The sequence below is a fragment of the Domibacillus robiginosus genome (assembly GCF_000966195.1).
Lineage (GTDB): Bacteria > Bacillota > Bacilli > Bacillales > Domibacillaceae > Domibacillus > Domibacillus robiginosus.
Genome location: NZ_LAHL01000068.1, coordinates 1 through 26183 on the forward strand (window position 1 = coordinate 1; position 26183 = coordinate 26183).

General features: G+C 40.3%; 22 protein-coding genes, 1 pseudogene and 2 riboswitches. Of the genes and pseudogenes, 8 read left to right on the forward strand and 15 right to left on the reverse strand.

From position 1 onward, the window contains the following. Positions 1 to 615: 615 nt before the first annotated feature. Positions 616 to 701: riboswitch (cyclic di-GMP riboswitch) on the forward strand. A gap of 290 nt (positions 702 to 991) precedes the next feature. After that, positions 992 to 3067 (forward strand): sensor domain-containing protein, encoded by a 2076-nt coding sequence (locus VP97_RS21635; RefSeq protein ID WP_050184235.1) that lies wholly within the window; start codon positions 992 to 994, stop codon positions 3065 to 3067. 215 nt (positions 3068 to 3282) lie between these two features. On the opposite strand, the gene VP97_RS21640 is transcribed toward VP97_RS21635, so the two are convergent. Next, complete coding sequence (locus VP97_RS21640) at positions 3283 to 4647, reverse strand: amino acid permease (protein ID WP_050184236.1); 1365 nt, start codon at positions 4645 to 4647, stop codon at positions 3283 to 3285. Between the two features lie 429 nt (positions 4648 to 5076). Continuing rightward, positions 5077 to 6231 (reverse strand): glucose-1-phosphate adenylyltransferase, encoded by a 1155-nt coding sequence (locus VP97_RS21645; protein WP_050184237.1) that lies wholly within the window; start codon positions 6229 to 6231, stop codon positions 5077 to 5079. A 403-nt stretch (positions 6232 to 6634) separates the two neighbouring features. Here VP97_RS21645 and VP97_RS21650 point away from each other — a divergent pair, with 403 nt between their 5' ends. The 3 genes from VP97_RS21650 (at position 6635) to sinI (ending at position 9127) form a co-directional block, all read left to right on the forward strand. After that, on the forward strand, positions 6635 to 7555 hold the full coding sequence (locus VP97_RS21650; RefSeq protein ID WP_050184238.1) for a methyl-accepting chemotaxis protein: 921 nt from the start codon (positions 6635 to 6637) through the stop codon (positions 7553 to 7555). Between the two features lie 45 nt (positions 7556 to 7600). Further along, entirely contained in the window at positions 7601 to 8395 is a 795-nt protein-coding gene (locus VP97_RS21655; protein WP_050184239.1) for an arylamine N-acetyltransferase family protein, read from the forward strand. A gap of 488 nt (positions 8396 to 8883) precedes the next feature. Continuing rightward, positions 8884 to 8973, forward strand: a riboswitch (cyclic di-GMP riboswitch). Positions 8974 to 8989: 16 nt separating this feature from the next. Next, positions 8990 to 9127 carry a DNA-binding anti-repressor SinI gene (gene sinI, locus VP97_RS24110; protein ID WP_156153589.1) on the forward strand — a complete coding sequence of 46 codons (138 nt, stop codon included), beginning with the start codon at positions 8990 to 8992 and terminating at the stop codon, positions 9125 to 9127. 132 nt (positions 9128 to 9259) lie between these two features. Here sinI and VP97_RS21660 read toward each other — a convergent pair whose 3' ends face one another. Continuing rightward, a complete protein-coding gene (locus tag VP97_RS21660; RefSeq protein WP_172656828.1) occupies positions 9260 to 9853 on the reverse strand; it encodes a TetR/AcrR family transcriptional regulator in 594 nt (197 codons plus the stop codon). Between the two features lie 236 nt (positions 9854 to 10089). On the opposite strand from VP97_RS21660, the gene VP97_RS21665 reads away from it, so the two are divergent. Continuing rightward, positions 10090 to 11319 carry an MFS transporter gene (locus tag VP97_RS21665; protein WP_172656829.1) on the forward strand — a complete coding sequence of 410 codons (1230 nt, stop codon included), beginning with the start codon at positions 10090 to 10092 and terminating at the stop codon, positions 11317 to 11319. A gap of 281 nt (positions 11320 to 11600) precedes the next feature. Here the strand turns inward: VP97_RS21665 and VP97_RS21670 are convergent, their stop codons facing one another. The 9 genes from VP97_RS21670 to VP97_RS21710 form a co-directional block, all read right to left on the reverse strand. Beyond that, the gene (locus VP97_RS21670) at positions 11601 to 12176 is read right to left on the reverse strand and encodes a TetR/AcrR family transcriptional regulator (protein ID WP_050184241.1); all 576 of its coding nucleotides are present in this window, start codon (positions 12174 to 12176) and stop codon (positions 11601 to 11603) included. 265 nt (positions 12177 to 12441) lie between these two features. Next, positions 12442 to 12879, reverse strand: a complete 438-nt coding sequence (locus VP97_RS23540; RefSeq protein WP_082220498.1) for a cell wall hydrolase — start codon at positions 12877 to 12879, stop codon at positions 12442 to 12444. 380 nt (positions 12880 to 13259) lie between these two features. Then, positions 13260 to 14018: an exodeoxyribonuclease III gene (locus VP97_RS21680; protein ID WP_050184243.1), complete on the reverse strand. Its 759-nt coding sequence runs from the start codon at positions 14016 to 14018 to the stop codon at positions 13260 to 13262. A 489-nt stretch (positions 14019 to 14507) separates the two neighbouring features. Then, positions 14508 to 15041, reverse strand: a complete 534-nt coding sequence (locus VP97_RS21685) for a mismatch-specific DNA-glycosylase (RefSeq protein WP_050184244.1) — start codon at positions 15039 to 15041, stop codon at positions 14508 to 14510. Between the two features lie 235 nt (positions 15042 to 15276). Then, positions 15277 to 15405, reverse strand: a complete 129-nt coding sequence (locus VP97_RS24815) for a hypothetical protein (RefSeq protein ID WP_281175131.1) — start codon at positions 15403 to 15405, stop codon at positions 15277 to 15279. Then, positions 15392 to 15655, reverse strand: a complete 264-nt coding sequence (locus VP97_RS21695; RefSeq protein ID WP_050184246.1) for a heavy-metal-associated domain-containing protein — start codon at positions 15653 to 15655, stop codon at positions 15392 to 15394. The genes VP97_RS24815 and VP97_RS21695 overlap by 14 nt, the downstream gene beginning before the upstream one ends. A gap of 5 nt (positions 15656 to 15660) precedes the next feature. Then, positions 15661 to 16170: a helical membrane plugin domain-containing protein gene (locus tag VP97_RS21700; RefSeq protein WP_050184247.1), complete on the reverse strand. Its 510-nt coding sequence runs from the start codon at positions 16168 to 16170 to the stop codon at positions 15661 to 15663. Then, positions 16130 to 19123, reverse strand: coding sequence for a formate dehydrogenase subunit alpha (gene fdhF, locus VP97_RS21705; protein WP_050184248.1), 2994 nt, complete (start codon positions 19121 to 19123; stop codon positions 16130 to 16132). Before fdhF ends, VP97_RS21700 begins: the two co-directional genes overlap by 41 nt. A gap of 36 nt (positions 19124 to 19159) precedes the next feature. After that, a complete protein-coding gene (locus VP97_RS21710; protein ID WP_050184249.1) occupies positions 19160 to 19969 on the reverse strand; it encodes a formate/nitrite transporter family protein in 810 nt (269 codons plus the stop codon). Between the two features lie 55 nt (positions 19970 to 20024). On the opposite strand from VP97_RS21710, the gene VP97_RS21715 reads away from it, so the two are divergent. After that, positions 20025 to 20282, forward strand: a complete 258-nt coding sequence (locus VP97_RS21715) for a hypothetical protein (RefSeq protein ID WP_245629958.1) — start codon at positions 20025 to 20027, stop codon at positions 20280 to 20282. Between the two features lie 1185 nt (positions 20283 to 21467). On the opposite strand, the gene VP97_RS21720 is transcribed toward VP97_RS21715, so the two are convergent. Continuing rightward, a complete protein-coding gene (locus VP97_RS21720) occupies positions 21468 to 22382 on the reverse strand; it encodes an LCP family glycopolymer transferase (protein ID WP_050184250.1) in 915 nt (304 codons plus the stop codon). A gap of 72 nt (positions 22383 to 22454) precedes the next feature. Further along, positions 22455 to 23876, reverse strand: a complete 1422-nt coding sequence (locus tag VP97_RS21725) for an aminotransferase-like domain-containing protein (protein ID WP_050184251.1) — start codon at positions 23874 to 23876, stop codon at positions 22455 to 22457. A gap of 112 nt (positions 23877 to 23988) precedes the next feature. Here VP97_RS21725 and VP97_RS21730 point away from each other — a divergent pair, with 112 nt between their 5' ends. After that, positions 23989 to 24903 carry a DMT family transporter gene (locus VP97_RS21730; protein WP_050184252.1) on the forward strand — a complete coding sequence of 305 codons (915 nt, stop codon included), beginning with the start codon at positions 23989 to 23991 and terminating at the stop codon, positions 24901 to 24903. Between the two features lie 177 nt (positions 24904 to 25080). On the opposite strand, the gene VP97_RS24115 is transcribed toward VP97_RS21730, so the two are convergent. Continuing rightward, positions 25081 to 25323, reverse strand: a complete 243-nt coding sequence (locus VP97_RS24115; RefSeq protein ID WP_156153591.1) for a hypothetical protein — start codon at positions 25321 to 25323, stop codon at positions 25081 to 25083. A gap of 342 nt (positions 25324 to 25665) precedes the next feature. Between VP97_RS24115 and VP97_RS21735 the strand changes: the two are divergent. Next, positions 25666 to 26183, forward strand: a pseudogene (locus VP97_RS21735) (RNA-guided endonuclease TnpB family protein); the annotation flags it as partial.

The window sequence follows — 26183 nt, forward strand, 5'->3', positions numbered from 1 at the left end:
AAAACACGGGGTGTTTTAATGGAAGAAAAAAATTAAAACGTTGACGTTTTTATTGATTTTGTTCAGTTTTCAATGTTCAATGTTCAACACTGTTATTCATGACAGCTAATAAATAATATCACTTTCTTAATCAATAGTCAATACTTTTAAATATTTTTTCAAAACAGCTTAATAGAAGCGGAGGTCTTTTTAATGTATTTTTTCAAAACCTCAACTCTTTTACTAATAATTGTTTATCAAGTGCTCAAACATATTGAAAATAAGTTAAAAAAGAAATTAACTCTTAAACATTTTTCTTGGCCGATTTAACGGCGGACTCATAATATATCACTTCTCATCCCTTTACGCAATAGTACTTTTATTTTCCCGTATTTTATGACGAGGTTAATACTAATAAATATGCTCAAAAAACACATACTATTGATTAGTGAGCGCTGTTACCTGCTTCCTTACCTCTATATAGGAGTACCGCTTTGAGATTCTCAGGCACCGGATGATAAAAAACAAAGACTCTCAAAGAAAATTGATCAAAACAGCTTGCTTAATTATTGAAAACTAAATACAATCTAGGCATACACACTATATTTTTATTTATTGATTTGTGACAGATACATTCTACGATACTAGCAAACTTATCGAAAGGTAAGGACGCAAAGCTACGGGTCTAACGCATGTAAAGCTATGATCGCCGGGTTGCCGAAAAGATTGGTCTTATGGAATAAAGGAATTTAATGGATCATATCCTTTTCAACTTAAACCCGCCCTTCTTTTTTGGCGGGTTTTTTGTTTTATTTTAATAACTACTACCTTCTAAATTGGAAAATAACCGTCTAAATCATTATTCCACTATTTTCTTATCTGGCATTACTTGGAACAGCTTAATTTAGTGGTGAAGGCTTCCTTAAAGCGTTTTATATATAGTCATTCCTTCCTTCTATCAAGGAAGAATCTTCTCACCGAAAACAATTCGTCAAAAGTGGGGGTCACATCTGTGGTTTCAAATAACGAAGATAAAAACAAGCTTGATGATGATTTTATTGCAGCACTGGATATTATGCCCGACCTTATTATTTTTAAGGATGCAGAGCGCCGTTGGATAAAAGCCAATAAAAAAGCTCTTGAAGTATTTGGAGTTGAGGAAGATACATACAAAGGAAAAAAGGATGAAGATTTGGCTGAATATTATCCTGGCTTGTATAAATATCTACCTGATTACCTCGCTTCTGACTTGCTGGCATGGCAAACGGGCGAACAAATAAAAGTGGAAGAGATTATTCTTATCAACCAGCAGGAACATTTATTTGAAGTGATAAAAACACCCCTTTTTTATCCCTCAGGTGAACGAAAAGGCATTATTATTATATGTCGTGATATAACAGAGCGGAAAAAAGCAAAAAAAGCTCTTGCAGAAAGTGAACAAAAATATAGAGTTATTGTAGAACATATGACGGATTTAATTGCTGTTTATAATACTAAAGGGCATATTACTTACTTAACTCCTTCGTTTGAACGTATAGCAAAAATAAAAGCGAGTGAAGTCATTAACACGGACGGGACTGCTTTCGTTCATCCTGATGATAAAGAATTAGCAGTAGAGACACTTATGAAATCGCTTACCGATGGTCAGTTTCGTTCTATTGTTCTGCGCCTTTATTGTATAGGAGATACAACTATATGGATCGAATCCAGTATTCAGCCCGTTAAATACAATGGAAAGGTCCTATCGGCTGTTGTTGTTTCCAGAGATATCACAAAACGAAAAGAATTGGAAGGCCAGCTCAAATTTATGGCCTATCATGATTCACTAACCGGGGCAGGAAACCGCCGCTTATTAATTGAAGAGCTCGAAGAAACTATTGCGGCTGCGACAAGCAATCATGAGTCCTTTGCTTTAATGACATTAGATTTTGACCGGTTTAAATGGGTAAATGACACATTGGGGCATGCTATCGGAGATGAACTGCTTATTCAATTCACCCAAAGAATAAGCAGTTGTATAAGAAGCGTTGATACATTGGCACGGATTGGCGGAGACGAGTTTATTGTCTTGATGCCCCATATTTATTCACAGGAAGATATTATCAATATCGCTAATCGTATTTTACACTCTCTCCAAGAGCCTTGGAAAATAGACGAACATGAATTTACTATTACAACTTCGATAGGCATTGCAGAATTCCCACAATGCGGAAATGATGTTGCACAACTTATGAAATGTGCAGACCAAGCGCTATATAAAGCAAAACAAGCAGGAAGAAATAATTATCAAATTTATAGCCCGACATATCTGATCGAATCAGAGGAGATAATGATTAGAGATCTTAAAAAAGCTCTCGAACGAAACGAATTTTATATAGTTTATCAGCCAAAATATCACCTTTCCACTAAAAAGATGACTTCTATTGAAGCATTAATACGGTGGGATCATCCTCAGAAAGGCTTGATACCGCCCAATCATTTTGTTCATCTTGCAGAGCAGCATAACTTAATCGTTCCCTTAACAAAATGGGTGTTACAGGAAGTGAGTTTACAAATTAAAAATTGGAAACAGTCCAGTTATGCTCTTGTCCCTGTCTCGATCAATATTTCTGCCAAACACTTTGAACAAGGCTCTTTAATAGAAGATATACAAACCGTTATCAACGAAACAGGTTTGGACCCTGCAATTTTCATATTGGAAATCACTGAAAGTATCATGATGAAAGATCAAGAACAAGCCATCCAAACCATCACAAAAGTAAGAGAAATGGGGATTAAAATTGCCATCGATGATTTTGGCACTGGTTTTTCTTCTTTATCTTATCTAGTAAAACTGCCGGTAGATGAGTTGAAATTAGATAAAGCCTTTATTCAAGAGCTGACAAACCTGAACAATATCTCATTCATTAATTCTATTGTAACATTGGCACATGACCTTAATTTGGTCGTTGTAGCTGAAGGAATTGAGAATGAAGAGCAGCATCAGGTGCTGACTCAAAATGGCTGTGATATTGGGCAAGGCTACTTTTTTAGTAAACCGTTAACTAGCAGTGAGCTTCAACGGGTCTTCTTAGAAAGAATTCAGTGAGCAGCTTATACAAGTACTCTGTCAGTATTTCTTGAACAATCTTTTGTGCTCCCCTTCTTTTTTTCAAAAAAAACAGCAGGCAGCTTTTCAGATGGCTGCTCACCTATAAAAAAACGCATATTCGAATCGAATATGCGTTTTTTCTTTATTTAATGGATGCCGTCTCTTTAATCTCAGCCGACAATAAATCATCGGTTCATTTACTTTTCTTTTGTTTAATTCTCAATTGGTTTACGTTTACCGATACCAAAAGCATAAAAACTAACCACAACAAGCGCAAGAAACACAATTCCTACTACTAATGATATACGCGTATCGTCATTAAACCACATCCCTACCAATACCATAAGCAGAAAGGCAATGGTCAAGTAATTGGTTACCGGAGCAAAAGGCATTTTAAATGGATGATCCGCCATTTGGGTCCGGTTTCTTTTCCGAAATTGAATCTGGCTAATTAAAATGACAAACCATGGCACCATTCCAGGAAGGACACTGGCACTGTATACATAAACAAACAAGTTTTCGGGTGCAATATAACTCAATATCACTCCAATGCCCAAGCCAATCATAACTCCAAGTGTACTGAATATCGGAACTCCGTTACGAGAAAGCTTGGCAAAGAAAGTTGGTGCCTGTCCGTTCATCGCCAGTGTATAAAGCATACGGCCGGCGCTGTAAATCCCACTATTACATCCTGACATTGCAGCAGTAATCACAACGAAGTTAATAATACCTGCAGCCGCTGTAATACCTACTTTTGCAAATGTAGCTACGAACGGGCTGCCGATTGAGCTAAGTTGATCCCACGGATAAACAGTCACAATTATAAAAATAGCCCCTATATAAAAAATTAAAATACGCCAAATAATGCTTTGAATCGCTTTTGTTAACGTATTTTGCGGGTCTTTTGCTTCTCCAGCTGTAATGCCGATCAGTTCAACTCCCTGGTATGCGCCAATAACAAGAGACAGGGCAAAGAAAAATCCTGTCCAGCCGCCTGCAAAAAAGCCACCATTACTCCAAAGGTTCGAGATCCCTATGCCATCTCCTCCATTGCCAAGTCCAAAGAAAATCAAACCAAATCCTGCAATGATCATTAATATAATTGTGACAATTTTGATAAGAGCGAACCAAAATTCGAACTCACCAAAAGATTTAACTGAAACTAAATTTGCAGCACCCAGAATGGCCATTGCAACAATCCCAGGCACCCAGGCTGGCAGATCTGGAAACCAATATTGCATGTAAGCTCCGACCGCGATAATTTCTGACATTCCTACGATGACCCACTGGAACCAGTTGCTCCAGCCAGTCATATAACCTGCTAATGGATGAATATATTTATGGCCGAAGGTCGCAAATGACCCTGTGCTTGGCTCTAAATACAGCATTTCCCCCATTGCACGCATAATAAAAAATATAAAAACACCAGTGATTGCATAAGCAAGCATCACAGAAGGACCCGTCCACTGAATCGTACTGGCAGACCCCATAAACAGCCCAACACCGATTGTGCCGCCTAATGCAATCATTTGAATATGACGGGCCTCAAGGCCTCTGTTCAATTCTTTATTTGCCACTTTCTTTTCTCCCCCTTTAACACGATAAATAGTGTAACGCTTGAAATTTTACCTATCTTCTTCTAATCATCAGGAAAAGAGTGAAAGAGGCAAAGTGTTTCTTACTTTTCACCTACAAGCATTGTGCATACAGAAAAGCTCGTTATTTATCGCACCTAAATTACTTATCTTATAATAATAAAATTCAGCAAAAAACACAATTGTATTCCTAAGAAAAACACCTACAACCCTTGTATACTATCTATTCTTATAAATTAAACTACTTAAAATAGTTTAAAAATTATTATATTGTTATATCTTTAACTTTGTGTTAAAGCCCATCCACTTTAGCATATTCCTCTATGTATCTTTCTGCAAAGGTAACCTTTTTTCCCATCAAAAAAACCCTTAAAGCTAATTGATGCATTGCTTTAAGGGTCTTTAGAGAAATTATGCTTTTACGACTTCCTGACTATATGCAGCCAGATAAGCTTCCGTAATAAGCAAAACCTCGTCGGAATCATTGTAAATTACGGTATTTTCCGGAATTTCGATGTCTTCCATTATAATAGCTCGTTCGATATATGAACCACGGCCAATTCGTGCATTAGGCATAATAACGCAGTCTTTTACAAAAGCATCTTTTTCAATTTGTACGCCTTGGGAAACAACTGAATGCTCTAGCTGCCCATCAATTATACTGCCTTCATTCAATAAAGAGTGTTTCACAGTTGCATTTCGCCCCAATACTTGTGGTGGCTGGTTGGCGTTAATTGAATAAATACGCCATGCCGGGTCATTTAAATTTAAGTCCTCACCATGATCAAGTAAGTCCATGTTTGCTTCCCACAGGCTTTTTACCGTCCCTACATCTTTCCAGTATCCTTTAAACGGATAAGCAGATAATTTGAGCTGATCAGCAAGCATCGCTGGGATAACGTCTTTTCCGAAATCGTTGGATGAGTCTGGATTTTGTTCGTCACGTTCTAAATACTCTTTTAAAACAGACCATTTAAAAATGTAAATTCCCATGGAAGCAAGGTTGCTTTCGGGATATTCAGGCTTTTCATCAAAGCGAGTTACATTGTAAGATTCATCTGTATTCATAATACCAAAACGGCTCGCTTCTTCCCATGGAACCTCAATAACAGAAATCGTTGCGTCTGCTTTCTGCTCTACATGGTAATCAAGCATCGCTTCGTAATCCATTTTGTAAATATGGTCCCCTGAAAGAATAAGTACATGTTCTGGGTTGTGCTGTTTAATGTAATGAAAGTTTTGATAAATAGCGCTTGCCGTACCGGAGTACCAATTTACTTTTGAAGACTCTGCATAAGGTGGAAGAACAGTGACACCGCCATCGCGACGATCTAAATCCCATGCACTTCCAATTCCAATATATGAGTTTAAAGCCAATGGCTGATACTGTGTTAAAACTCCTACAGTGTGAATACCTGAATTAGCACAGTTTGAAAGCGGAAAATCAATAATTCGATATTTACCACCAAACGGTACAGCCGGCTTAGCCAGGGTTTCCGTTAATTCTTTTAAACGACTTCCTTTTCCTCCCGCAAGAATCATAGCGATACATGGTTGTTTTTTCATGATGTTCATTCTCCTTCTTTCATTCTCTGTATATTTTTTATCTATTTGATTAAGCTTTGTATATGTGAATATAGTTTCCTGAAAAGTATCACGCTTTTTTGTATACCCCGCTTTCTCAAAATTAATCCTCTCGCTGCGGCATTATTTTATAAATCTAGAGACTACGAACCCTATTTTAAAATAATGCCAAAAACTAAATAGTTCATTTTACCCGCAAAAAGTCAATCCGAATCATTATAGCAAGTTGCTTTTTTATTAAACTAAGTTGAATATTCTGGTGAAGAGAGTTATAAATTGCTATTAAGCACGTGCGATAGTAGTATATAAATACTATTTTTGCAGAATAATAGTTATAAGGAGAGCTAATGAAGAAAGTTTGCAGGTTACTATAAGGAGAGAAAACATGAACATAGTAAACAATCCGTCAAAGGTTTATGCAAATCCAGAATTACTTTTAAATGCTTTAGAGAAAAACTTAGCCATTATTAAGTTTAATCGGAACGCACGTGTATCCGATGTAAATGACAATTTTGCCCGCTCAATGGGATATACACCAGATGAAATGATCGGCATGCACCATCGTGACTTTTGTTTTTCTGATTTTTCAGCAAGTCCAGAATACAATGCTTTTTGGGAAAACCTTTTTTCGGGCAGCAGCTTTCAAGATAAAATCATCAGAAAAGATGCTAACGGAAAGGTTCTTCATCTTGAGGCAACTTATATACCTATTTTTGACGCGCAAAACAAAGAAGTCATTGAAGTTGTGAAAGTAGCAACTGATATTACCGAACGGCAAATTCAAACAGCTTCTGTAACATCGAGCCTTCAGCAAATGGCAATAAACTTAAAGGATCAGGCTCATACGGGATTAACAGAAAATGAAAACCTCTTACAAAGTGTCAGCAGTATCACCAAGGAGTCACTAGAAAACAATGAGATATTAGAGTCTCTCCAAAAGAAATCCAGAGACATTTATGAAATCATTCAAACAATCCGTGAAATTTCCGCTCAGACAAACCTTCTTGCTGTCAATGCAGCGATTGAAGCTGCACGTGCAGGCGTGCATGGCCGTGCTTTTGATGTTGTAGCGAAAGAAGTAAGGAAGCTCTCAAATCGTGTTGAAAACTCGATAGGCGACGTACGCACCCATGTTGATGGCATCGGCGTGGAAATTGACCGGATCAGCTCCGGCACACTGCGCGTACAGAAATATGCTGTTCAAAGCCAGGAGCAAATCCATGCAACGCTCGGTACATTTAAGGGTGTAGCTGAATCAGCCGCAAAACTGGATGAACAGGCACAAATGCTTCATAATATTATTTAAAAACGCTAAATGATAGTGATCATTTCTAAAAAAGGAGGAAGATAAATGGTAAATGTAAATCTTGCTTTTCGCAGAAGAATTGGCTTTCCTGAACATGAACCTATTACATTTGCGAAGCTGCCGGACATTCTGTACCGAACCGCCCAAGCCCTTCCTTTTGAAAATCTTTCCATCCTGTCAGGCCGAACAAAAGAGATAAGCGATCAAAATCTCACTCAAAAAATCATTCAACAAAAAGAAGGCGGCCTTTGCTATGAGCTAAATGCCATTCTTTATCTTTTCCTGCTACAAAATGGCTTTAAAGTGGTTTTGATTTGCGGTGTAGTTTATAGTGAACCAGAGCAGGATTGGAGCAGGACCGAACGGACACACGCAGCTATCCTTCTTTTTCATCAAGGTAAGGAGTATTTATTAGATACAGGCTTCGGCGGAAATCTTCCTCTAATGCCCGTTCCATTAACAGGTGAAACGGTTTTTTCCGATAACGGGGAATTTAAAGTAAAGCAAGAAAACAGTCCATATGGTAACTATATTTTTGAGGTGAAGCTGAAATATAAACATGAGCACTGGAAAACGGGCTATGCCTTTGACACGAAACATCAAATTACAAATGTATCCGATTTGAATTCTATGCAGGAAACGACCAAACACCATCCTGCTTCTGCTTTCAATAAAAAGCCTTTAGTGACCCGCCTGACAAGCCAAGGAAGCATCACTTTAACAGGTTCTTCTCTTACAGAATGGGTAAAGGGAATTGAAATAAAAAAGCCGATAACAGAAGATACATTTCAAGAAGCACTCAAAACTTATTTTAATATAGAAACAGGGGCTCAGAATTAACTGCGAAGAAAACAGGTTACATCAATGTACGCAGTTTTGCCTAACAAAACAGAAAAGCGAGCAATCAAAAGCCTACCTGCTTTGATTGCTCGTTTTTCGTTCTATATAAATTGAATAAATGATTTTACATACTGCTTTAAAGAAAAGCGTATGAGAATAGCGTTTAGTCCAAGCAATGAAGCAGCCGCCTTTGCAGAGAGGAAAAACAGCAGGTATCAACCAGGCTTGTTTTTCTACTCTAATTAAACTACGTCTTTTCATGGCCGCTTCTCTTCTGAAGAGCAGCCGCCAGCCCCGCAGCCCATTATGCTGCTTTTTAAAAGGAATCCTCCCATCATATTAAACGGCGAATACAAAAAGCTTAATTCAACTTATATAGTTTCTTTGATCAAAGAAATATATATGTTTTTTAAAATTTCGGGCTGTCCACGTTTCGACAAAATCTTTTTTTTCCTTTTGTTATAATGTGAAAGGAAGAAATAAAAAAAAAGAACAAAAGGTAAACTAGCTGAAAAGCTGGGGCGCAAAGCTACAGATCTAAGGTTTTTCTCAAAGGCTATGATGGCTGAGCTGCTTCGTAACAGGAGGATTTCAATGCTGGATCAACAGGCTGTAAAAGAAGTATTGGACGCTGAGTGGGTGGAATTAATGAAAATTGCTAAAAGCCTCGACCTGTCTGTTGAAGAAATTAGAGAATTTTTGATCGCAAATAAAACAGAAAGTGCTGTTTAATGATCAGAGAAGCAACTCTGCTTTCCTGCTCGGCTTAAGCCGCCTTGCATTGGGTTCCTGTCCTGGCGTTAAGTTAGACAGGAACTTGTTTACTTTTTTTGTTCCAACACGAATCTTTTTCTGATTCTTTCTTTATTTACCTTTTGCTTCCACCCCTTTTAATAGCCCCTCTACTAAGGATATTATATATGGCCGGTTAATTTCCTGCTTATATATGGCCGCTTTTAAATATATGGCACCGAACAGCATATCCAGTGCAGCATCTATATTGCTTGTTTTACAAATCTGACCGTTTTCAACTCCTTGCTTTAAAATGCTCTTCGTTGTATTTCTTCTGGGATATAAAAACAGGGATGAAAATTGATCTGAAATTTCCTGGTTCTCAATCACAACAGAAATAAGCGCTTTCCCCAAAGGGCTTTTTAAGATTTTAGACAACTCCTCCAATTGGTTTTCAAGGTTTTTCTCCAGCTTTAATGAGGGGATATAATCGAATTTTGATTCTGTCATTTCTAGAAAAGCACTCATAAGCAGCGACTCTTTACTTTTCCACCAGCGGTAAATTGTTGCTTTACTGACATTCGCTTCCTCAGCTACCCGTTCAATCGAAAGAGCCGAAAATCCTTTTTGTTCAACCATCTCGATTACTGTACGGATAATCGCTTTTCTTGCTTCTTCACTTCGAGGCCGTCCGGCCGGTCTACTTTTACTTTCATTGGGCTTCATAAAACACCTATCCTTTAAAAAAGCCTGTGTCCCTGCTTCTACTTTTGTATTTTTTATTTCCAATTCAAGCTTTATTTTAGCAGGAGTTTGCACGATGATGCCAGTGTTCATTCCTCTCAAAGAGCTGCTTCACTTCCTCTTGCCGAGCAAAGCCCTAATGGTTTATGATAGTCTATGAAAAAACGAAACGATACGTATCGTTTCATTATATGAGATTGAAAGGAGATTTTTTATTTTTGCGTTCATTATTACCCGCTTTTTCTCGTCAGAAAAATGATTCTTTTATCACGATCTTATTATTTTGGTGTGGACTGGTACTTTTAAGCAGCATGTATATTACCCTCCCTTTAACCACGTTATTTATGGATTCCCTGGGTATCACCTCTGCTCAGACAGCCTGGATTGGAAGTTCTTTTTCTCTTTGCTACGCACTGGGCTGCCTGCTGTATGGCCCTTTCTCGGATAAATACGGACGAAAGATTTTTTTATCTGTAAGTATTTCCCTGCTAACAGTTATCACGATAGGAATTGGCTTTGTCGAAAGCTTTCCTATACTTTTAATTTTGCGGGGACTGCAGGGACTAGTTGCAGCTGCCTTTGCACCCATTGCTCTTGTTTATGCAGGAGAAATATTTCCTCCTCATAAACGCTTAACAGCTATTGGCTTTATTAGTTCCGGCCTTCTGATGGCCAGCATTATCGGTCAGGTATTTAGTGGTATGGTTGGAGAAGCGTTTGGATGGCATGCCATCTTTTTTATTCTTGGTGCCTTATACTTTGTTACTGCATTGGCTGTTCTTTTTTTCCTTCCTAAAGAACAAACATCGAGAACGGAAGAAAGTATCCTTCAAAAATTTGGAAATATGGCTGTTCTGCTAAAAAACTCACAGCTTCTGTTCGCTTTTTCTATTACGTTTGTTTTGCTGCTTTCATTGGTTGGAATGTATAGCGTGCTGGGCAGTTATTTAAGCTCACCACGTTTTGATCTTACATCAGGTGAGATTTTAGCTGTCCGGGGAGCTGGTATTATCGGTATGCTTTTTTCTCCATTTGCCGGTCAATTAGCCCAAAAAATTGGGCGGGGAGCTGTCTTAAGAAGCGGCCTGGCTCTGGCAGCGATCGGGCTTTTAGTCATTGGCTTCAGTCCAGCCCTTTCAATACTTGTTCTTGCAAGCATTGTTTTTGTAGCCGGTATTGCCCTTGTAACACCAGTTGTTATCTCTCTAGTAAGCCAGCTGGCTGGAAACGCCCGGGGAAGTGCCGTTTCATTTAATGCCTTTATTCTTTTCCTCGGTGCAAGTGCGGGTCCGGGTCTCGTGATGGGCTTCTCCAAAACAGAACAATACGTACTGGCGCTGAATGTATTAAGTGCTGTTATGATCATTGCCTTTCTTGCTTCACTTTTTATTAAGGCAGAAGGCAAAAAACTTATGGAGCCAGCGGCCAAAAAACAGATTAGTCCATAAGCCTGTTCATTCAAACAAGCGAAACGCATTTTTAGCGTTTCGCTTGTTTTGTTTTAAAAGTGCTAAAACCACATAAATATTGCTGTAGTTAATGCTTTCCTGATTATGAAGAAACGGATTTAGCTGAATCACTGCATGGTTAATTTCTAAAGCTTTACTAATAAAGTTGACACTCCCAGGGCTAAAGGTAGTTTTTCTTGAGAAAAAAAGCTTGTAGATCTTAGACGTTGCTTTAGACAGTAGACCGTTCTATATAAAATAGCATGAAGGATGCGAAAGTGCTATCCTTTTATTTGAATTAAGCGTGGTATGATATCAGACAGCAGTAAAAGTGGCGTTTTATCTTTTTCTGTCAATGACCGCATCACGCTTCCCCCAACCATTGAGCTAATGAGAATGCCTAATTTGCTTGCTTCCTCTTTGTTCATTCCGCTTTGTATGAATTTTTGAGCAAAAAGAGCTTCCCATTTTGTAAACGCTTCAACACAAGCTGTCCGCAAAGGCTCACTGATCAAAGCAGTTTCTGCTGCAAGCAATCCAACTGGCACGCCCTGAATACTTTCAGGCTGATCAAATTGGCTGGCCGTTTGGGCAATAAATAACTGGACTGCTTTTACTGGATCGGGTGTTTTCTCCATATTTTCTTGTATGATTCCGCCAATATAATGGCTTGTATAACGAACCGCTTCAACCGCCAATTCTTCTTTTCCATTTGGAAAATAATAATAAAGAGATCCTTTCGGCGCTCCGCTTTCTTTTAAAATCTGGTTTAAGCCTGTTGCATGGTATCCTTGAAGCTGAAAAAGACGTGAAGCCGTTTGAAGAATTTTCTCGCGTGAATCTGGTTTGCTTTTCATGAAGAACGTACCCCCTGTTATTAGAAAATGCCTGCTATCAATATAAAAAACATCATCTTGAATGTCAAAAAGGGTACAACAATACATTGATTCGTTCTACTTAATCTTTCCTACAAAATAGTAAAGAAATAAACTTAAGTTTTCCGCTCCTTATGTAGCCTATGTAATTGACAATAGGCCTCCAATGCATCTGCACCAGACCAGATACTCGATCCTGGTGTTGTGCTGGAAAGATTAAAAGCTTACTCAAGGAGTAAGCTTATCTTCAGGTATAAACGGGATCACAAGTTCCAGGTCTGGGTTCATAAAAACAGTGATTTTTATATTGACCAGCAAAAGGCTGTCCGTACCACGTTGGAGGGCATGGAGCATATGGATTAAAATACCAAAGGGAATACTTACCTGGGTGTTGTCTCCAGTAATCCAAAGCCTGTCTAGCCAATCTTCTTTCGGCTTCTCTTGGCTTTTGATAAAATAAAGTGCCTTTTTGAACAGCTTCAAAAGCATAATTATTTCCTTGTATTTGATAAATAACATGGGGAACCGTTCTTAAATTTTTAAAGTCTAAACAGTTTGCTTTAAGGCGGTTAACAATAACATTTCCAACATATAACATACCCTGCTTTCCTTCGGCTTCGGCTTCTGCTCTCATCATCCTTGCCATTAAGTCAACGTCCGAACTTCGGTAACTTACTCTTGGCATTTTTTCACCCCCAACATATAGTATAAAAAAAAACCTGCATTGGTGTAGGCTTTTCAAACAAATCACCTTTTATCCCAAAGAAAAACGATGCCCGCCTTTATTTGCATATGAGCGTCTCTGCTTTATAAGCCAAAATGATTATTACCTTAAAGCCGCTAACTAAATAAAACGTACAAACTTTTCATTGCTGTATGGACTTGTTCCGCGAGAGCTATTATTTCTTATCACTCTGGCGCAATGGCGCAAACTTGTATTTTTTCTCTATCCCTTTTCAACTCTGGACAATAGACTCTACTTCACACGGCTGACTCCTCTTAATTGCCTAGTTGGCGCGCAGCCGTCCTGGCCGTCTAGATTTATGAATGATACATACTCCCATATCAAAGTTTCATTTCTAGTACCACCGGACAATGATCGCTGCCCATAATATCGGCATGGATTTCTGCTTTCAACAAGGATCCGGCCATTCGCTCGGAAACAATGAAATAATCGATCCTCCAGCCGATGTTTCTTTCTCTTACCTTACTCATATAAGACCACCATGTATAAGCGCCTTCCCTGTCAGGATGAAAATACCTGAAGCTGTCGATAAAGCCCGATTCTAGCAGTACTGTCATCTTCCCCCGCTCCTCTTCCGTGAAGCCAGAGTTCCCTCTGTTAGATCTGGCATTCTTTAAGTCAATCTCTCGGTGCGCGACATTCAAATCTCCGCAATAAATGACCGGTTTTACGCGATCCAGCTCCATTAAATAATGGCGCACTTCTTCTTCCCAGAGCAAACGATAATCAAGGCGGGAAAGATCCCTCTTAGAATTAGGTGTGTAAACATTCACCAGATAAAACTTATCAAACTCGAGGGTAATGACCCTGCCTTCTAATTCTTGTGTATTTGCACCAATCCCGTACTTTACCGAAAGAGGCGGTATTTTAGTGAAAACGGCTGTGCCGGAATATCCTTTTTTCTCTGCATAATTCCAGTATTGATGATAGCCTTCCAGGACGAGATCGATTTGCCCTTCCTGTAGCTTTGTTTCCTGGAGGCAAAATATATCAGCGCTTACCTCATTAAAATAATCCAAAAATCCCTTTTTCACACAAGCTCTTATACCATTCACGTTCCATGAAACCAGCTTTACCATGTACGATTATCTCCTTGCTGCACTTTTGTCTATTTTTACTATACTAGCTAATAGAAAGGGAAACGTCCAGCAACGTTAATTCTGAGAAAATGATAAGATCCTTGTGAAAGAGAAATGGAATTGATCATGTGGGAATATAGCAGAAATGAGAATAAAGCTAGAAGACGAGCTGATATATATCAATTATTGAGCCACGTATCCCCGAAACTTTTTAGATCTGACCATTTATTCATCAATTGAAGGTGGGAGATTATCTTAAACATGACTATTTATTTTATCAGACAAGCTTATTTTGGAGAAAAGGCAGGGGTATTCATCTGGGTGAAGAGAAGTGAAGTTTTCTGCTTTATGGAACTCACCCAGATAACCAGCTGTACGCCAAAAGCACAGCTACTTGTGTGAACTTTAAATGCAAACATCATATTCAAGTTTTGATCAAGCGGAGGCTTGAACAGCATCTGTGTGAAGGAAGCTCTATCGGTTAGTTGGTTATTGTGTTCGGCTCTCTTCTTTTTCCAGGGAGGAAACAAGCGGCAAGAGCTGCTTGTAAATGCTGACGATTTCCTCCATTTTCATCCTTACCAGCCCACTGGAGGAAGGCGCCACAAAGTCCAGCGTGCCTGGAATAACAGAGGCAGGTTGGGAGCCCCACGGAATCTGTTTCCTGCCACTGTATTCCTGATAAACCCCTTTGCCGACAAAACAGACGATTTTGGGACGATATCGTTCTATCTTTTTCTTTAACAGAAGCCTGCCCTTTTGATACTCTTCTTTTGTAATTTCATCGGCCGTTTTCGTTGGCCTTGCCACAATATTTGTTAAGCCGTACCCTAATTCTAACAATTGATTGTCTTCAACTGCTGTAAACTTTCTCGATGTCAATCCCGCTTCAAAAAGGATTTTCCAAAAACGGTTATTCGGATTCGCAAAATGATGCCCTGTTTCCCCGGAGCGGACACTGGGATTGAAACCGACAAAAAGAATATCAAGATGTTCTTTTACATGATCTTTGATTGGCTTCATCGTTCAGACCTCTTCCTATAATCGATTCATTTCTTTCCCTTTCCTATTCCCTGTCTTAGCTGCATTAAAAACAAAATACTCCCCTTTCTAGCTGAAACAATGTTCCACGTAAATTGGACTAAAAAACATGCTTACTCGTTTTGCTTTCTGGTTTTCGAGGAATTTAAGCAACGGTAAGATTTGTGCAAGCTGGTTTTTAACATTAAAATTGTCTTTCCAAAGAAAAACGGTGTTCTTATTCGAACACCGTTTTTCTTTCCTCTCTGCACTGTTCACAAATATGCAGTATTCTAGAAGGATTAGTTTCTGCATCTGCTTCTTGATTCGGCTCTTCAACCGCGCCGCAGATTTCACATATTTTCATGCGATTCATTTTCCTCCTTCACATTTAGCTTATTCTCATCATCCGAATAAATCGTGAAACCAGAATCAATAATCGCCTGCTGAAAATCATGGGAAGAAGCCATTCGTTCATCGTACGTAAAGACGGCTTCGTTTTTTTCCAAATTGATTTCTGCCTGGTCGATCCCCCAAACCGAAAGAAGGGCATCTAAAACCGTATCTGCATCTCTCATGCTGTGCATATCTTTTACCATGATCGTACCTGACTGCATTTATTTCATCCTTTCTTGTCCTGTTCCTGTTGGGAAGGCTGGACAAAAGCTGTACCCAGCCCTTCCATAAAAGCGGCCATGGCCGCGATTGACGCTTTTATTTCCGGGCTTTTTAGTTTTTTCCGCATCTTCCATAAGCTTTGGGGTTCTTCCTGCTGGCCTGCCTCAGCCATTTTTTGAAGTCCGAGGCCGACTCCTTTCATCATCTTCTCAGTCTGTTCTGGAGAAAGCGATCCAAGGAATTTAGCACCATTCATGCCGTTTTTAATGACATTGTGCATAAATGGCTGGTTAATCTGCTGGATTGCAATGGCACCGACTTCTGTTCGATTTTCCAGCATTCCTCGCAGCGCATCATAAATACCCATCTCCTGAAGGCCTTTCATTAATTGAATGGCGCCGAGAACAGCTTCTTTGTTTTCCGTAAGCTCCCGCATAATTTCCTCAGTAGCCTGGGCTTGTTCTTCCTGCTGGTCAGGAACTCTTTTGCTGATTTTCCGGATAGCCTGTGCCATGTTCATCCCCCTTAATAATCATCTCATCGATTGGTGTAAAGTCTGTTCGACTCCACTTTTCTTCCACTTTTACGCTAATCTGCGGCACTCTATTTCCATACCGGTGATTGTGTTTTGGAAGCGGCGGCTCGCCTTTTTGTTCAAGCACCTGCATTTTCACACCCATTTCCTTATAAGCCGGTGTATGAGTAATATAATCATGATAGCTGCTTGTCAAATAGTTAACAGCCTCGTTATCCTCGCGTGTATTCATTGGCAAATACAGTTCATTGCCTTTTACCCGGTCGGTCACCATCACTTTCACTTCCACATATCCATACGGAGAAGTCAGGCCGACTAACGTACCGTCCTCAAGATTCCGTTCTTTTGCCAGTTCTGGCGAAACCTCAAGCCATACATCCGGTACCTTGTGGTTCAGCCCTTTGCTTCGGTGCGTCATGTTTCCTTCATGGAAATGCTCCAGAATACGCCCATTGTTTAAATGCAAATCAAAGTCTGCACCTGCTTGGAATGGCGGTGTCCAGTCAACAGGAATGAGTCTTGCTTTTCCATCTGGAAACGCAAAGCTTTCCGTATACAGAAGGGGTGTATCGCTTCCGTCTGCTGCAACAGGCCATACAAGAGACTTGAATCCTTCCAGGCGTTCATAGTTAACACCTGCAAAGAGTGGAGCGAGAGAAGCGGCTTCATCCATAATTTCACTTGGATGTTTGTAGTTCCAGTTAGCACCGAATCGGTTGGCCACCAGCTGAAAAATTTCCCAGTCAGGCTTTGAATCTCCAAGCGGCTCCATCACTTTATAAAAGCGTTGAATTCTTCTTTCTGTATTCACAAATGTCCCGTCTTTTTCAAGGCTTGGCGCTGCCGGCAGGATAACGTCAGCAAACTGGGCCGTTTTGCTGAAGAAAATGTCCTGTACAACAAAAAACTCTAGTTTTTCAAAAGCATTTTGTACAAAATTAGAATTCGCATCGACGAGTGCCATTTCCTCACCAAACAAGTACAATGCTTTCAATCGACCGTCCTGCATCGCCTCTACCATATGATGGTTATCATGGCCAGGTTCTGTTGGAAGCGGCGTACCCCATGCTTTTTCATACCGCTCACGCACACTCGCATCCTGAACAGGCTCATAGCCTGGGAACCACGCTGGCATTGTCCCAAAATCACAAGCTCCCTGCACATTATTATGCCCGCGAAGCGGATAAGCTCCTGTACCTGTGCGCCCGTAATTTCCTGTAATTAAAAGGAGATTGGAAATCGCTGTGCTGGCATCTGTGGCTCCTTTGTGCTGAGTAATGCCCATTGCCCACAGGGCGCAAACAGATTTAGCTTCGTGAATCATTGTGGCAATCTGTATGATTGTCTCCTGCGATAACCCGGTTTTTTCTTCCGCATATGCCAGTGTAAATTTATCTAGTGATTTAATGTACTCATCCAGGCCATTTACTCTGTTTTGAAGAAACTCTTTGTCTTCCCAGCCCATCTCCAGAATGTACTTGGTCACCGCACTAATCCAGATAATATCGGTGCTTGGCTTTGGATGTACAAGAAGATCAGCCCGCTGTGCGAGCTCGTGTTTTCGTATATCGGCTACAAACAATTTCTGTCCATGGAGCTTATGAGCCCGTTTAATGCGTGTAGCCAGAACAGGATGAGATTCGGCAGGATTCGCTCCAATGACCATAATCAGCTCGGCTGAAGAAATATCATGAATCGTCCCTGCATCTCCTCCGCGCCCGACTGTCCGGAGCAGCCCGGCTGTTGCAGGCGACTGGCAGTAACGCGAGCAGTTATCGACATTATTGGTTCCCATTACACTGCGGGCAAACTTTTGAAATAAATAATTTTCTTCGTTTGAGCATTTAGATGAAGCAATGTATCCAATGGAATCAGGCCCGTACTGCTCCTTCACAAAGCCAAGCTTTTCCTGGATTACATCAAGCGCTTCTTCCCATGTGGCTTCAACAAATTCATCTCCCTGACGAATGAGCGGCTTCGTCAATCTTTCTTCGCTGTTTACAAAATCCCATCCCCACTTGCCTTTTACACAGGTAGAAATTCCATTAACAGGCGCTTCTTCAAGCGGTTCAATTTTTAAAATATCCCGGTCTTTTGTCCATACTTCAAAACTGCAGCCGACTCCACAATAAGTACAGACAGTTTTGGTCCTTTTAATGCGCGATTTTCTCATCGCTGCTTCTACTTCGGAGATAGCAAAAATCTCTTTATAGCCCGGTTCTACTTCCTTTGTCATATCAATCATAGGTCCAAGAATTTTAGGCGGGATGGCTGTCAAATAGCCGGCTTCTCCAAGCATCGATTTTTCCATTAGCGCATTGCACGGACATACATTTACGCAGTGTCCACACGATACACATGATGACTGGTCAATCGGTACATCATTGTCCCATATGACACGGGGTACTTCTCGGCTCCAGTCGATGGTGAGAGTTTCGTTTACCTGCAGATCCTGGCAGGCTTCTACACAGCGGCCACAAAGGATGCACTGATCCGGTTCATAGCGATAAAATGGGTGAGAATTATCCGGTGCATACGGTTTTGCTTTGAACGGATATTTTTGATGGGCAAGTCCCATATGCTCAACCGTGTTATGTACGGTGCAGTTTCCGTTGTTGTTGTCACATACCGTACAGTACAGCTCATGATTTTTTAAAATTCGTGACATCCCTTCGTACTGCGCTTCCTGCACAAGAATGGATTCTGTATCGACGACCATGCCGGGCTCCGCTTTTGTTACACAGGATCGAACTAAAGCGCCATTTACACTTACATAGCATGTATCGCACGTCTGGATACTGCCAAGTGTAGGCGTATAACAGATACTAGGCACAAACACATTCTCCTCTCTCACAACCTCGAGGACGGTTTGCTCAGGTCTTGCCCGGTACGATTTGCCGTTGATTTCAATCGAAAAATCCGGTTTATTCATTCGTTTTCCTCCATTACATGTCTTTGAACTTATCCATCAGGCTTTGTAGGTTTCTTTTTTATCAGAGAGCGTTGTTGGATCAGCTTTTAAATAAGCAAGCCAATAAATTAAAGCAACAAACAGAGCGCCGCCAGTCGCATTTCCAAGAAAAACAGGGACGAAGTTTTGTACGTAGTCTCCCCAGTCAGCGTGACCGGCAAAAATGGCAGCCGGAATAATAAACATATTGGCTACGACGTGCTGAAAGCCAATCGCTACAAATCCCATAATCGGAAACCAGACGGCCAGTATTTTTCCGCTTATGTCTTCGGCTCCATACGACTGCCAGACTGCGAGCCCGACAAGCCAGTTACAGCCAATCGCAGAAAAAAAGCTCTGCCAAAATCCAGTTTCTATTTTTGCCGCGGCCGTGTGGATCGTTTTGTCCAAAAAAGGGCCCGTTTCGGTTAGTCCAACGAGATGGCCGAAAACGTAGGCGACAAACACTGCACCGACAAAGTTACTGATTGTAATCCAAAACCAGTTGGAAAACAGCTGGCCGGCAGTAATTTTTTTGTGCAAACATGCAATTGTGACTGCTACCATATTGCCGGTTAACAATTCGCCTCCCGCTACAATGAGTAACACGAGACCAAGCGGGAAAACGGCTGCGCCTAAAAACTGTCCAAATGATCCCCATTCTGCCGGCAAATCACCGGTTACCCGAATGTAAAGAAGGTAGCCGATTGCAATAAATGCTCCTCCTAAAAAACCTAGCGGAAGCATGCTTTGGAGCGGAAGCTCTGCTTTTGTTTTACCTGTTTCAGCCGCAATCTGGGCAATTTTTTTCGGTGGTTGAAATCCCATTGGAAAAACCTCCTAATCTTTACAAGCAATATTGTGCACGTTTTTAGGAGAAATTATGAATGTGATTGACTCATTTAAGAAAGAAGGAATTGAAATGGATAAAGAAGTATTGATGCAACGCGTACGTTCTATGATTGTTTCATCCACTAAAAAGCCGAAGCAGATGATTCTTTCTACAGTGAAAATAGCGGATTTACTTGATGCTTCCCCGGAGGAAATTAAGCAGGGACTGAATGAGCTTATACAGGAGGGACGTTTAAAGCAGTTGAAACTAGAGGAAGCGCCTTATCATGACGTGTACTATCTACCCTAGAAGGCAGTTTGTAAAATTTCAAAGAAAAAACGAGGAATACGCACGCAGTAAGATTTCCTGACATGTTGATTTACTTACTGTTTTGCAGTTTACTGTATTCTCTCCTAATATTCTGGAGCAATACGCAAAAGAAACTGAATGTTTTAAACAAAAGAGCCCTCAAATGGGCCTTTTTTTCTTTCACTAAGGTATAGCCCTGCGTTAAGCTCGGCTGCTGATTTTCAATAACTTGTTAACAAACTTATTTTATATAAAGCTTAATAAGTGCCATTTATATTAAAAGCCTATACTGTTTTCGACTCTTCAATATAATTCTTTATAAAACCATCCTCCTAATACCGATTAAAAAAGTTAAATGATTGTACCCAAGCGCTTTATTATGCTTTTTTGACTGTTTCTGACTCTTATGATCTCGCTATCCACCCGCAGGATGTTTTCACTTTGTTTAAATTGGGTAATTAATATGTAGTCTTTTTACTATCCTTATTATCCCTGGGGGTCACTTCATCATGTTATCAATAGAACTTTTTATTTTTATAATATTAGTAGTTTTAGAAGTTAGCTTATTATATTTACTGAGCACTATGTTAAAAAAACTAAACTTATTTTCGAAATCATCTTATAAACCTTTCCAAAAAGATGATCATACATTTAAATGGAAAGATAAATTGTCTTCTTAAGCACATTTGTGCTTTTTTATTTTGCTCGTAGATAGAACCCTGACATATCCTTGCTGCTATGGTACAACTAGAAATACTTCTGTCTGGATTTTGTATATTTTTCTTTAAATATGGAAAATAACCTGTATCAAGGCGTTAAATCGTTTCCCTTATGAACGTACTTGATACTGCTGTTAGCCTAGCCTTGAAGCTTAAAAGCTCCAGGGCTTTTTTAGCTTTATAGATGGAATAAGGATAATTGCTCCAGCTTTGATTTTCTCGTTTTCTTACTGACAAAGTTTTTTCTATATTACTTGTTTTTATGTATATTAGTGAATTTTACACATAGTTAATTATGTTTAAACAACTTGTTTAATTGTTAAAATCATGTTTGGTTCACCATATGCTCCCCTTTCAACCTATTTAAAATACAATTTGATGACCAATAACTAGGGATGCCATTGGATTATTTAGCAGCACCCTTTTTAATCGAAAAAAGAACCAGATCATTTAACCTGATTCTTTACTACAAATTGGAATGTTCTTTAAATTCATTCGATACGCGTGCTATTTCGTTATCATCCACTATATAATAGTAAATGCCGCCAATTTTTGTACCAGTACCGTCAATTGTGATGGTTTCAATATGATCACGTGCCGATGCATAATTTTTTTGAATAGCGAGCATTTCTTTGATTGACAAATTCGTTTGTATATTGTCCCCGACCGCCTGCATTACATCTGTAAATTTTAAAATGATTGCCGGGTCGCTCCCTTTATTTAAAATGCCTTCCATCACTTGGCGCTGCCGGGCCTGTCTGCCGAAGTCGCCATTCGGATCTTCCTTGCGCATCCGTATATAGTTTAATGCTTCAGATCCGCTTAAGGTAATGCGCCCTTCAGCAAAATGATCACCCTCGTAGGAAAAAGCGGAATCATTTTGCACCTCCACACCGCCAACAGCATCTACAATTTCTTTCATACCTTCCATGTTCATCTCTACATAATAATCTACTGGCATATCAAGAAAGTTTTCCACTGTTGCCACTGCCATTTTCACACCGCCAAATGCATAGGCATGATTAATTTTATCTTCTGTCCCTTTTCCCGCAATCTCTACACGTGTATCCCTGGGAATGCTTAGCATTTTCGCTGTATTATCTTCCCCGTTCACGGACACAAACAGCATTGTATCGGAACGACCCACGTCCCCTTCCCGTTCATCCACGCCAAGCAAAAGAACTGTAAACGTTTCTTTCTTCTGCAATGACACGTCCTTCACTCGCTTGTTTGAATGCAGTTCTTCCCCACTCAATGTATTTTGAAGGGATTGATAGAGGGTAAATGCCATCCCTATCCCAATTAACAGTACGAACAAAAAGAAACCTAGTAAAAATCGTTTTTTGTTTCGCTTTTTTTTTCGTTTGTCTTGTCTTCCCATAAACACGACTCCTTTACGAGATGTGAATTGGGAATAGTATGTCCTTACAAACGATTTTCACAACATCCTTTTTCAATATTTTCCGTTTAACGATTGACTTATATGAACCAGCTTCCTGATGCCTTCCTTGATTTTCACCTCATTCATGTAAGAATAAGTTAATCGGACTCTTGAATGATCCTGGCCATAAGGGTCAAAGTAAACGCCGGGCACGAAAGAAACGGACTGCTCAATGGCTTTTTTTAAAAGGTCGCTGCCACTTACATCATCATTGAGCTTTACCCACAAATTCAATCCCCCTTTAGGACTTTCCCATTGCCAGCCGGTCTCAGACAATTCTTCTTCCATGATCTCTTTTCGAATCTGGAGGGCGATCCGCAGCTTGCTAAAATGCTGCTGCATTCGTTCTGAATGAAAAAAATGCAAAAAGATCTTTTGGTTCAGCAGCGGAGACCCATTGTCTGCAAGTGATTTAACAGTAATCAATGCAGGCCTTAAAGCCGGGGGGCAAAGTACAGCCGCAACCCGCAGGCCTGGCGATACATACTTACAGAAGCTTCTTACATAAATAACAGATCCTGTTGTATCAAATGTATAGACAGGCTGTACTGCCTGCTTTTCAAAATAAATATCCGGATAGGCATCATCTTCTACAAGCAGGCAGTTGTGCTGTTCGGCAAGCTCTACCAGTCTTTTCCGCTGAAAAACCGGCACTACATAGCCGGTCGGGTTATGAAACGTCGGGTTCAAATAAAAAAGTCTTGGCTTATAAGTCTTCATGTAATCCTCGATCCGATCAAGGTCATATCCTTTTTCCGTTATATCTATAGCCACAATATTAGCTCCTTGATTTTTAAATGTATCAATGGCAGCACTGTAGGCAGGACGTTCAATCAGCACTGTATCTCTCGGTTTCACGAAAGCCTGGGCAATCAAATGAATTGCCTGCTGGGATCCTGTCGTTATCAAAATATTTTCTGGTGTCACGTATGTTTTATGTATATTCATAAAATAATGCGCCAGCGATTCGCGCAATTCGGGATCTCCTTCTACAGTAGCGTAGGTAGCCAGCACTTTCGGATAAAGATCAAACACCTTTTTCACATAATCGGATAAATAGTGATTAGGCAGTAAATTCGGGTCGATAAGCGCCTGCGAGAATTGATACATAACAGGAGCAGCGTGAACAGCAGCGAGCTGATTTTCTTTCGGATATGCGGTTACAATCGGAGGACTTTCGGCTTCTTTACTAGCATTTCCTATTTGAACGTAATATCCTTTTTTATCTACTACATATACTTTATTTTGTTCTTTTAAAAGTTGAAAGGCTTTAAAAACGGTTAAACGGTGTACTTTCATTTCTAGTGACAGCTGACGGATCGAAGGAAGCTTCTCGTTCCCCTGCCACTCTCCTCGTTCGATTCGGTGAAGAATAAAATCGTATACCTGTTCAAAAAGAAATCCGTTCTCATTTTTTCTCCTAGCTTTGCCCATTCTCCTCGCCTCCTTCTATATGTAGTGTATCATGAGTCTTTCCCTTCTGTTCTGTTCCTTTTAAACTGTTCTGCTTGCGTAGATTTATGATGAGAACAAGGAGGTTTTAAACATGATTCTTTTTTTCTACGTGTGGATGTGCCTTATTTTTGGAACAACATTTTTGGCAATAAAAATGGGCATGGATGGTGGAGCATCCCCATTTTTTTCAGCCGGACTTCGTTTTTTTGCTGCAGGTATTATTTTATTTTTTCTAATGCGTATAAAAGAAAAAGTACCGTTTGTGCTGCTGTTCAGCCGTGACTTGTTTTTCACAGGCATTGGACTTACATTTGGCACATTTGCCACTCTATACTGGGCTGAGCAGTACGTCACTTCCGGAACGGCAGCTGTTTTATCTGCAACAGCCCCTATTATGATTTTAGTCATGCAGGCATTCGTCTCCAAACAAAAAATGCAGCCGTCTGCGGTCGTCGGCTGCCTGGCAGGGATTACCGGCGTCATTACACTTATTTTGCCAAACCTTTCTTTATCAATGAATGTTCACTGGCTGGCCGGCTGCTTAGCCATTATACTAGGACAGATATTTTACGCCGGGGGCACGCTTTATGCGAGACGGACAAAGAAAACAGCCCCCGCGTCTCCGGTTGCTTCTAATGCTGTACAAATGATACATGGCGGCTTATTGCTGTTTTTACTTTCACTATTTACGGAAAACGGGCAGCTTTCCTCTTTTAGCAGTCCTGCGTTTCTGCTTTCACTGCTGTACCTGACTGTTGTCGGTTCTATGATCGGCCATACCCTATATTATTATCTTGTCACAAAAACCAATCCGATTTTTCCGTCCACCTGGCTGTATGTTTCACCATTAATTGCTGTTATGGCTGGTTTCCTTTTCTACGAAGAAAAACTATCTTCTATGTCTGTTATTGGATCAATTACGATTATCACGGGGACCGTACTGGTAAATGGACCAGTATTAAAATTGCTTATTACAAGAAGAAAGCTCATTCGTGAAGCGTCTTAAACAAAAAAATCCTGCTTTTTTAGCAGGATTCAGACTCAAACTATTACTGTGAACCGCGCACATGAACAGACTGGATCGGCGGCGTCCGGGCAGCTCCGCTTTCCATGGGGCAGACGCCGAGCCCGACTGCGCCTGACGGTTCCACCGGTCTCAGCTGCCTGCTAGTCCCATAGGAGTCTATGCTGCCCGGACACCGCCAAGTGGCTTGCGACAAAATTGGACGGAGCTAATTTGGTTGTATGTTTCTTTTGAAAAAGAGAAAATGGCAACTCCCCTTTGCTTATTGATCTTCCACAACGCCTGGTGAAGCCTGCCGGACATAGACTCCTGCGGGAAGTACAGTGAGTCGGGAGATCCCGCAGGTGCAAGCCGAGGAAGCTCCCGCACTGCCCGTGGAACTCGAAGTCCGGCAGGCTTCACCTATCGGCTCCTTTTTAAAAGAAAAAAACTTTGTATACACACTGAATCCTGCTTTTTTAGCAGGATTTTTTAATAACATGTGAAAGGTCTTGCCCATCACTACTCGAAAAGATGCTCGCTTGAACAAAAATTAGCGCCGCATTCCCCTTCAAAATCTCCGATTTAGTGGGGGTTAGGCGCTAAGGTCTTTATTCTTCTTGTTTTTCTATCTTTTTATTACACCGATTGCCGCTTCCTCCTTATCATCATTCATATTGATTCTCTTTTCGTTTTACAATTGATTTCCATTTTGATACGATCAACCTATTATAAGGACTACAAAATGGAAAGGAGGGTTTGGTCATGAAAGTTGCGAAGTCGCTGCTGCACAAGATTACAAACCAGACTAAAATCTTTAACAGTACGTTGGATATATACAATGACGCCCTGTCCTTCATCATCCGGGTTATCGACAAAGAGTTTGATCATACTGACGGTCTGACAACAAAATCAATTGTGCCTGCAGTAGAGAAACTGATTCACGCAACCAAATCAAACCCTCTTCCAAAATATAAAGAGTTTAACGAACGTTTTTACAAGTTTCCGTCTTACTTTCGCAGAAGTGCGATTGCTTCTGCTTTTGGCAAAGTGAAGAGCTTCCGATCTAACTATCAAAACTGGCAAAAAGAGCAGAAATACGCTCTTTCTGAAGGAAAGAAGTTTAAAAAACAGCCTCCGCGCCTGCAGGAGGAACATAAAGAGTTTCCTGTTTTTTATCGAGGGAATATGTTTAACAGAACATCTGATACGACTGCACAAATTAAAGTATTCCACCAGAATGACTGGGTGTGGACAGATATTGAATTTAAAGGGCAGGATCT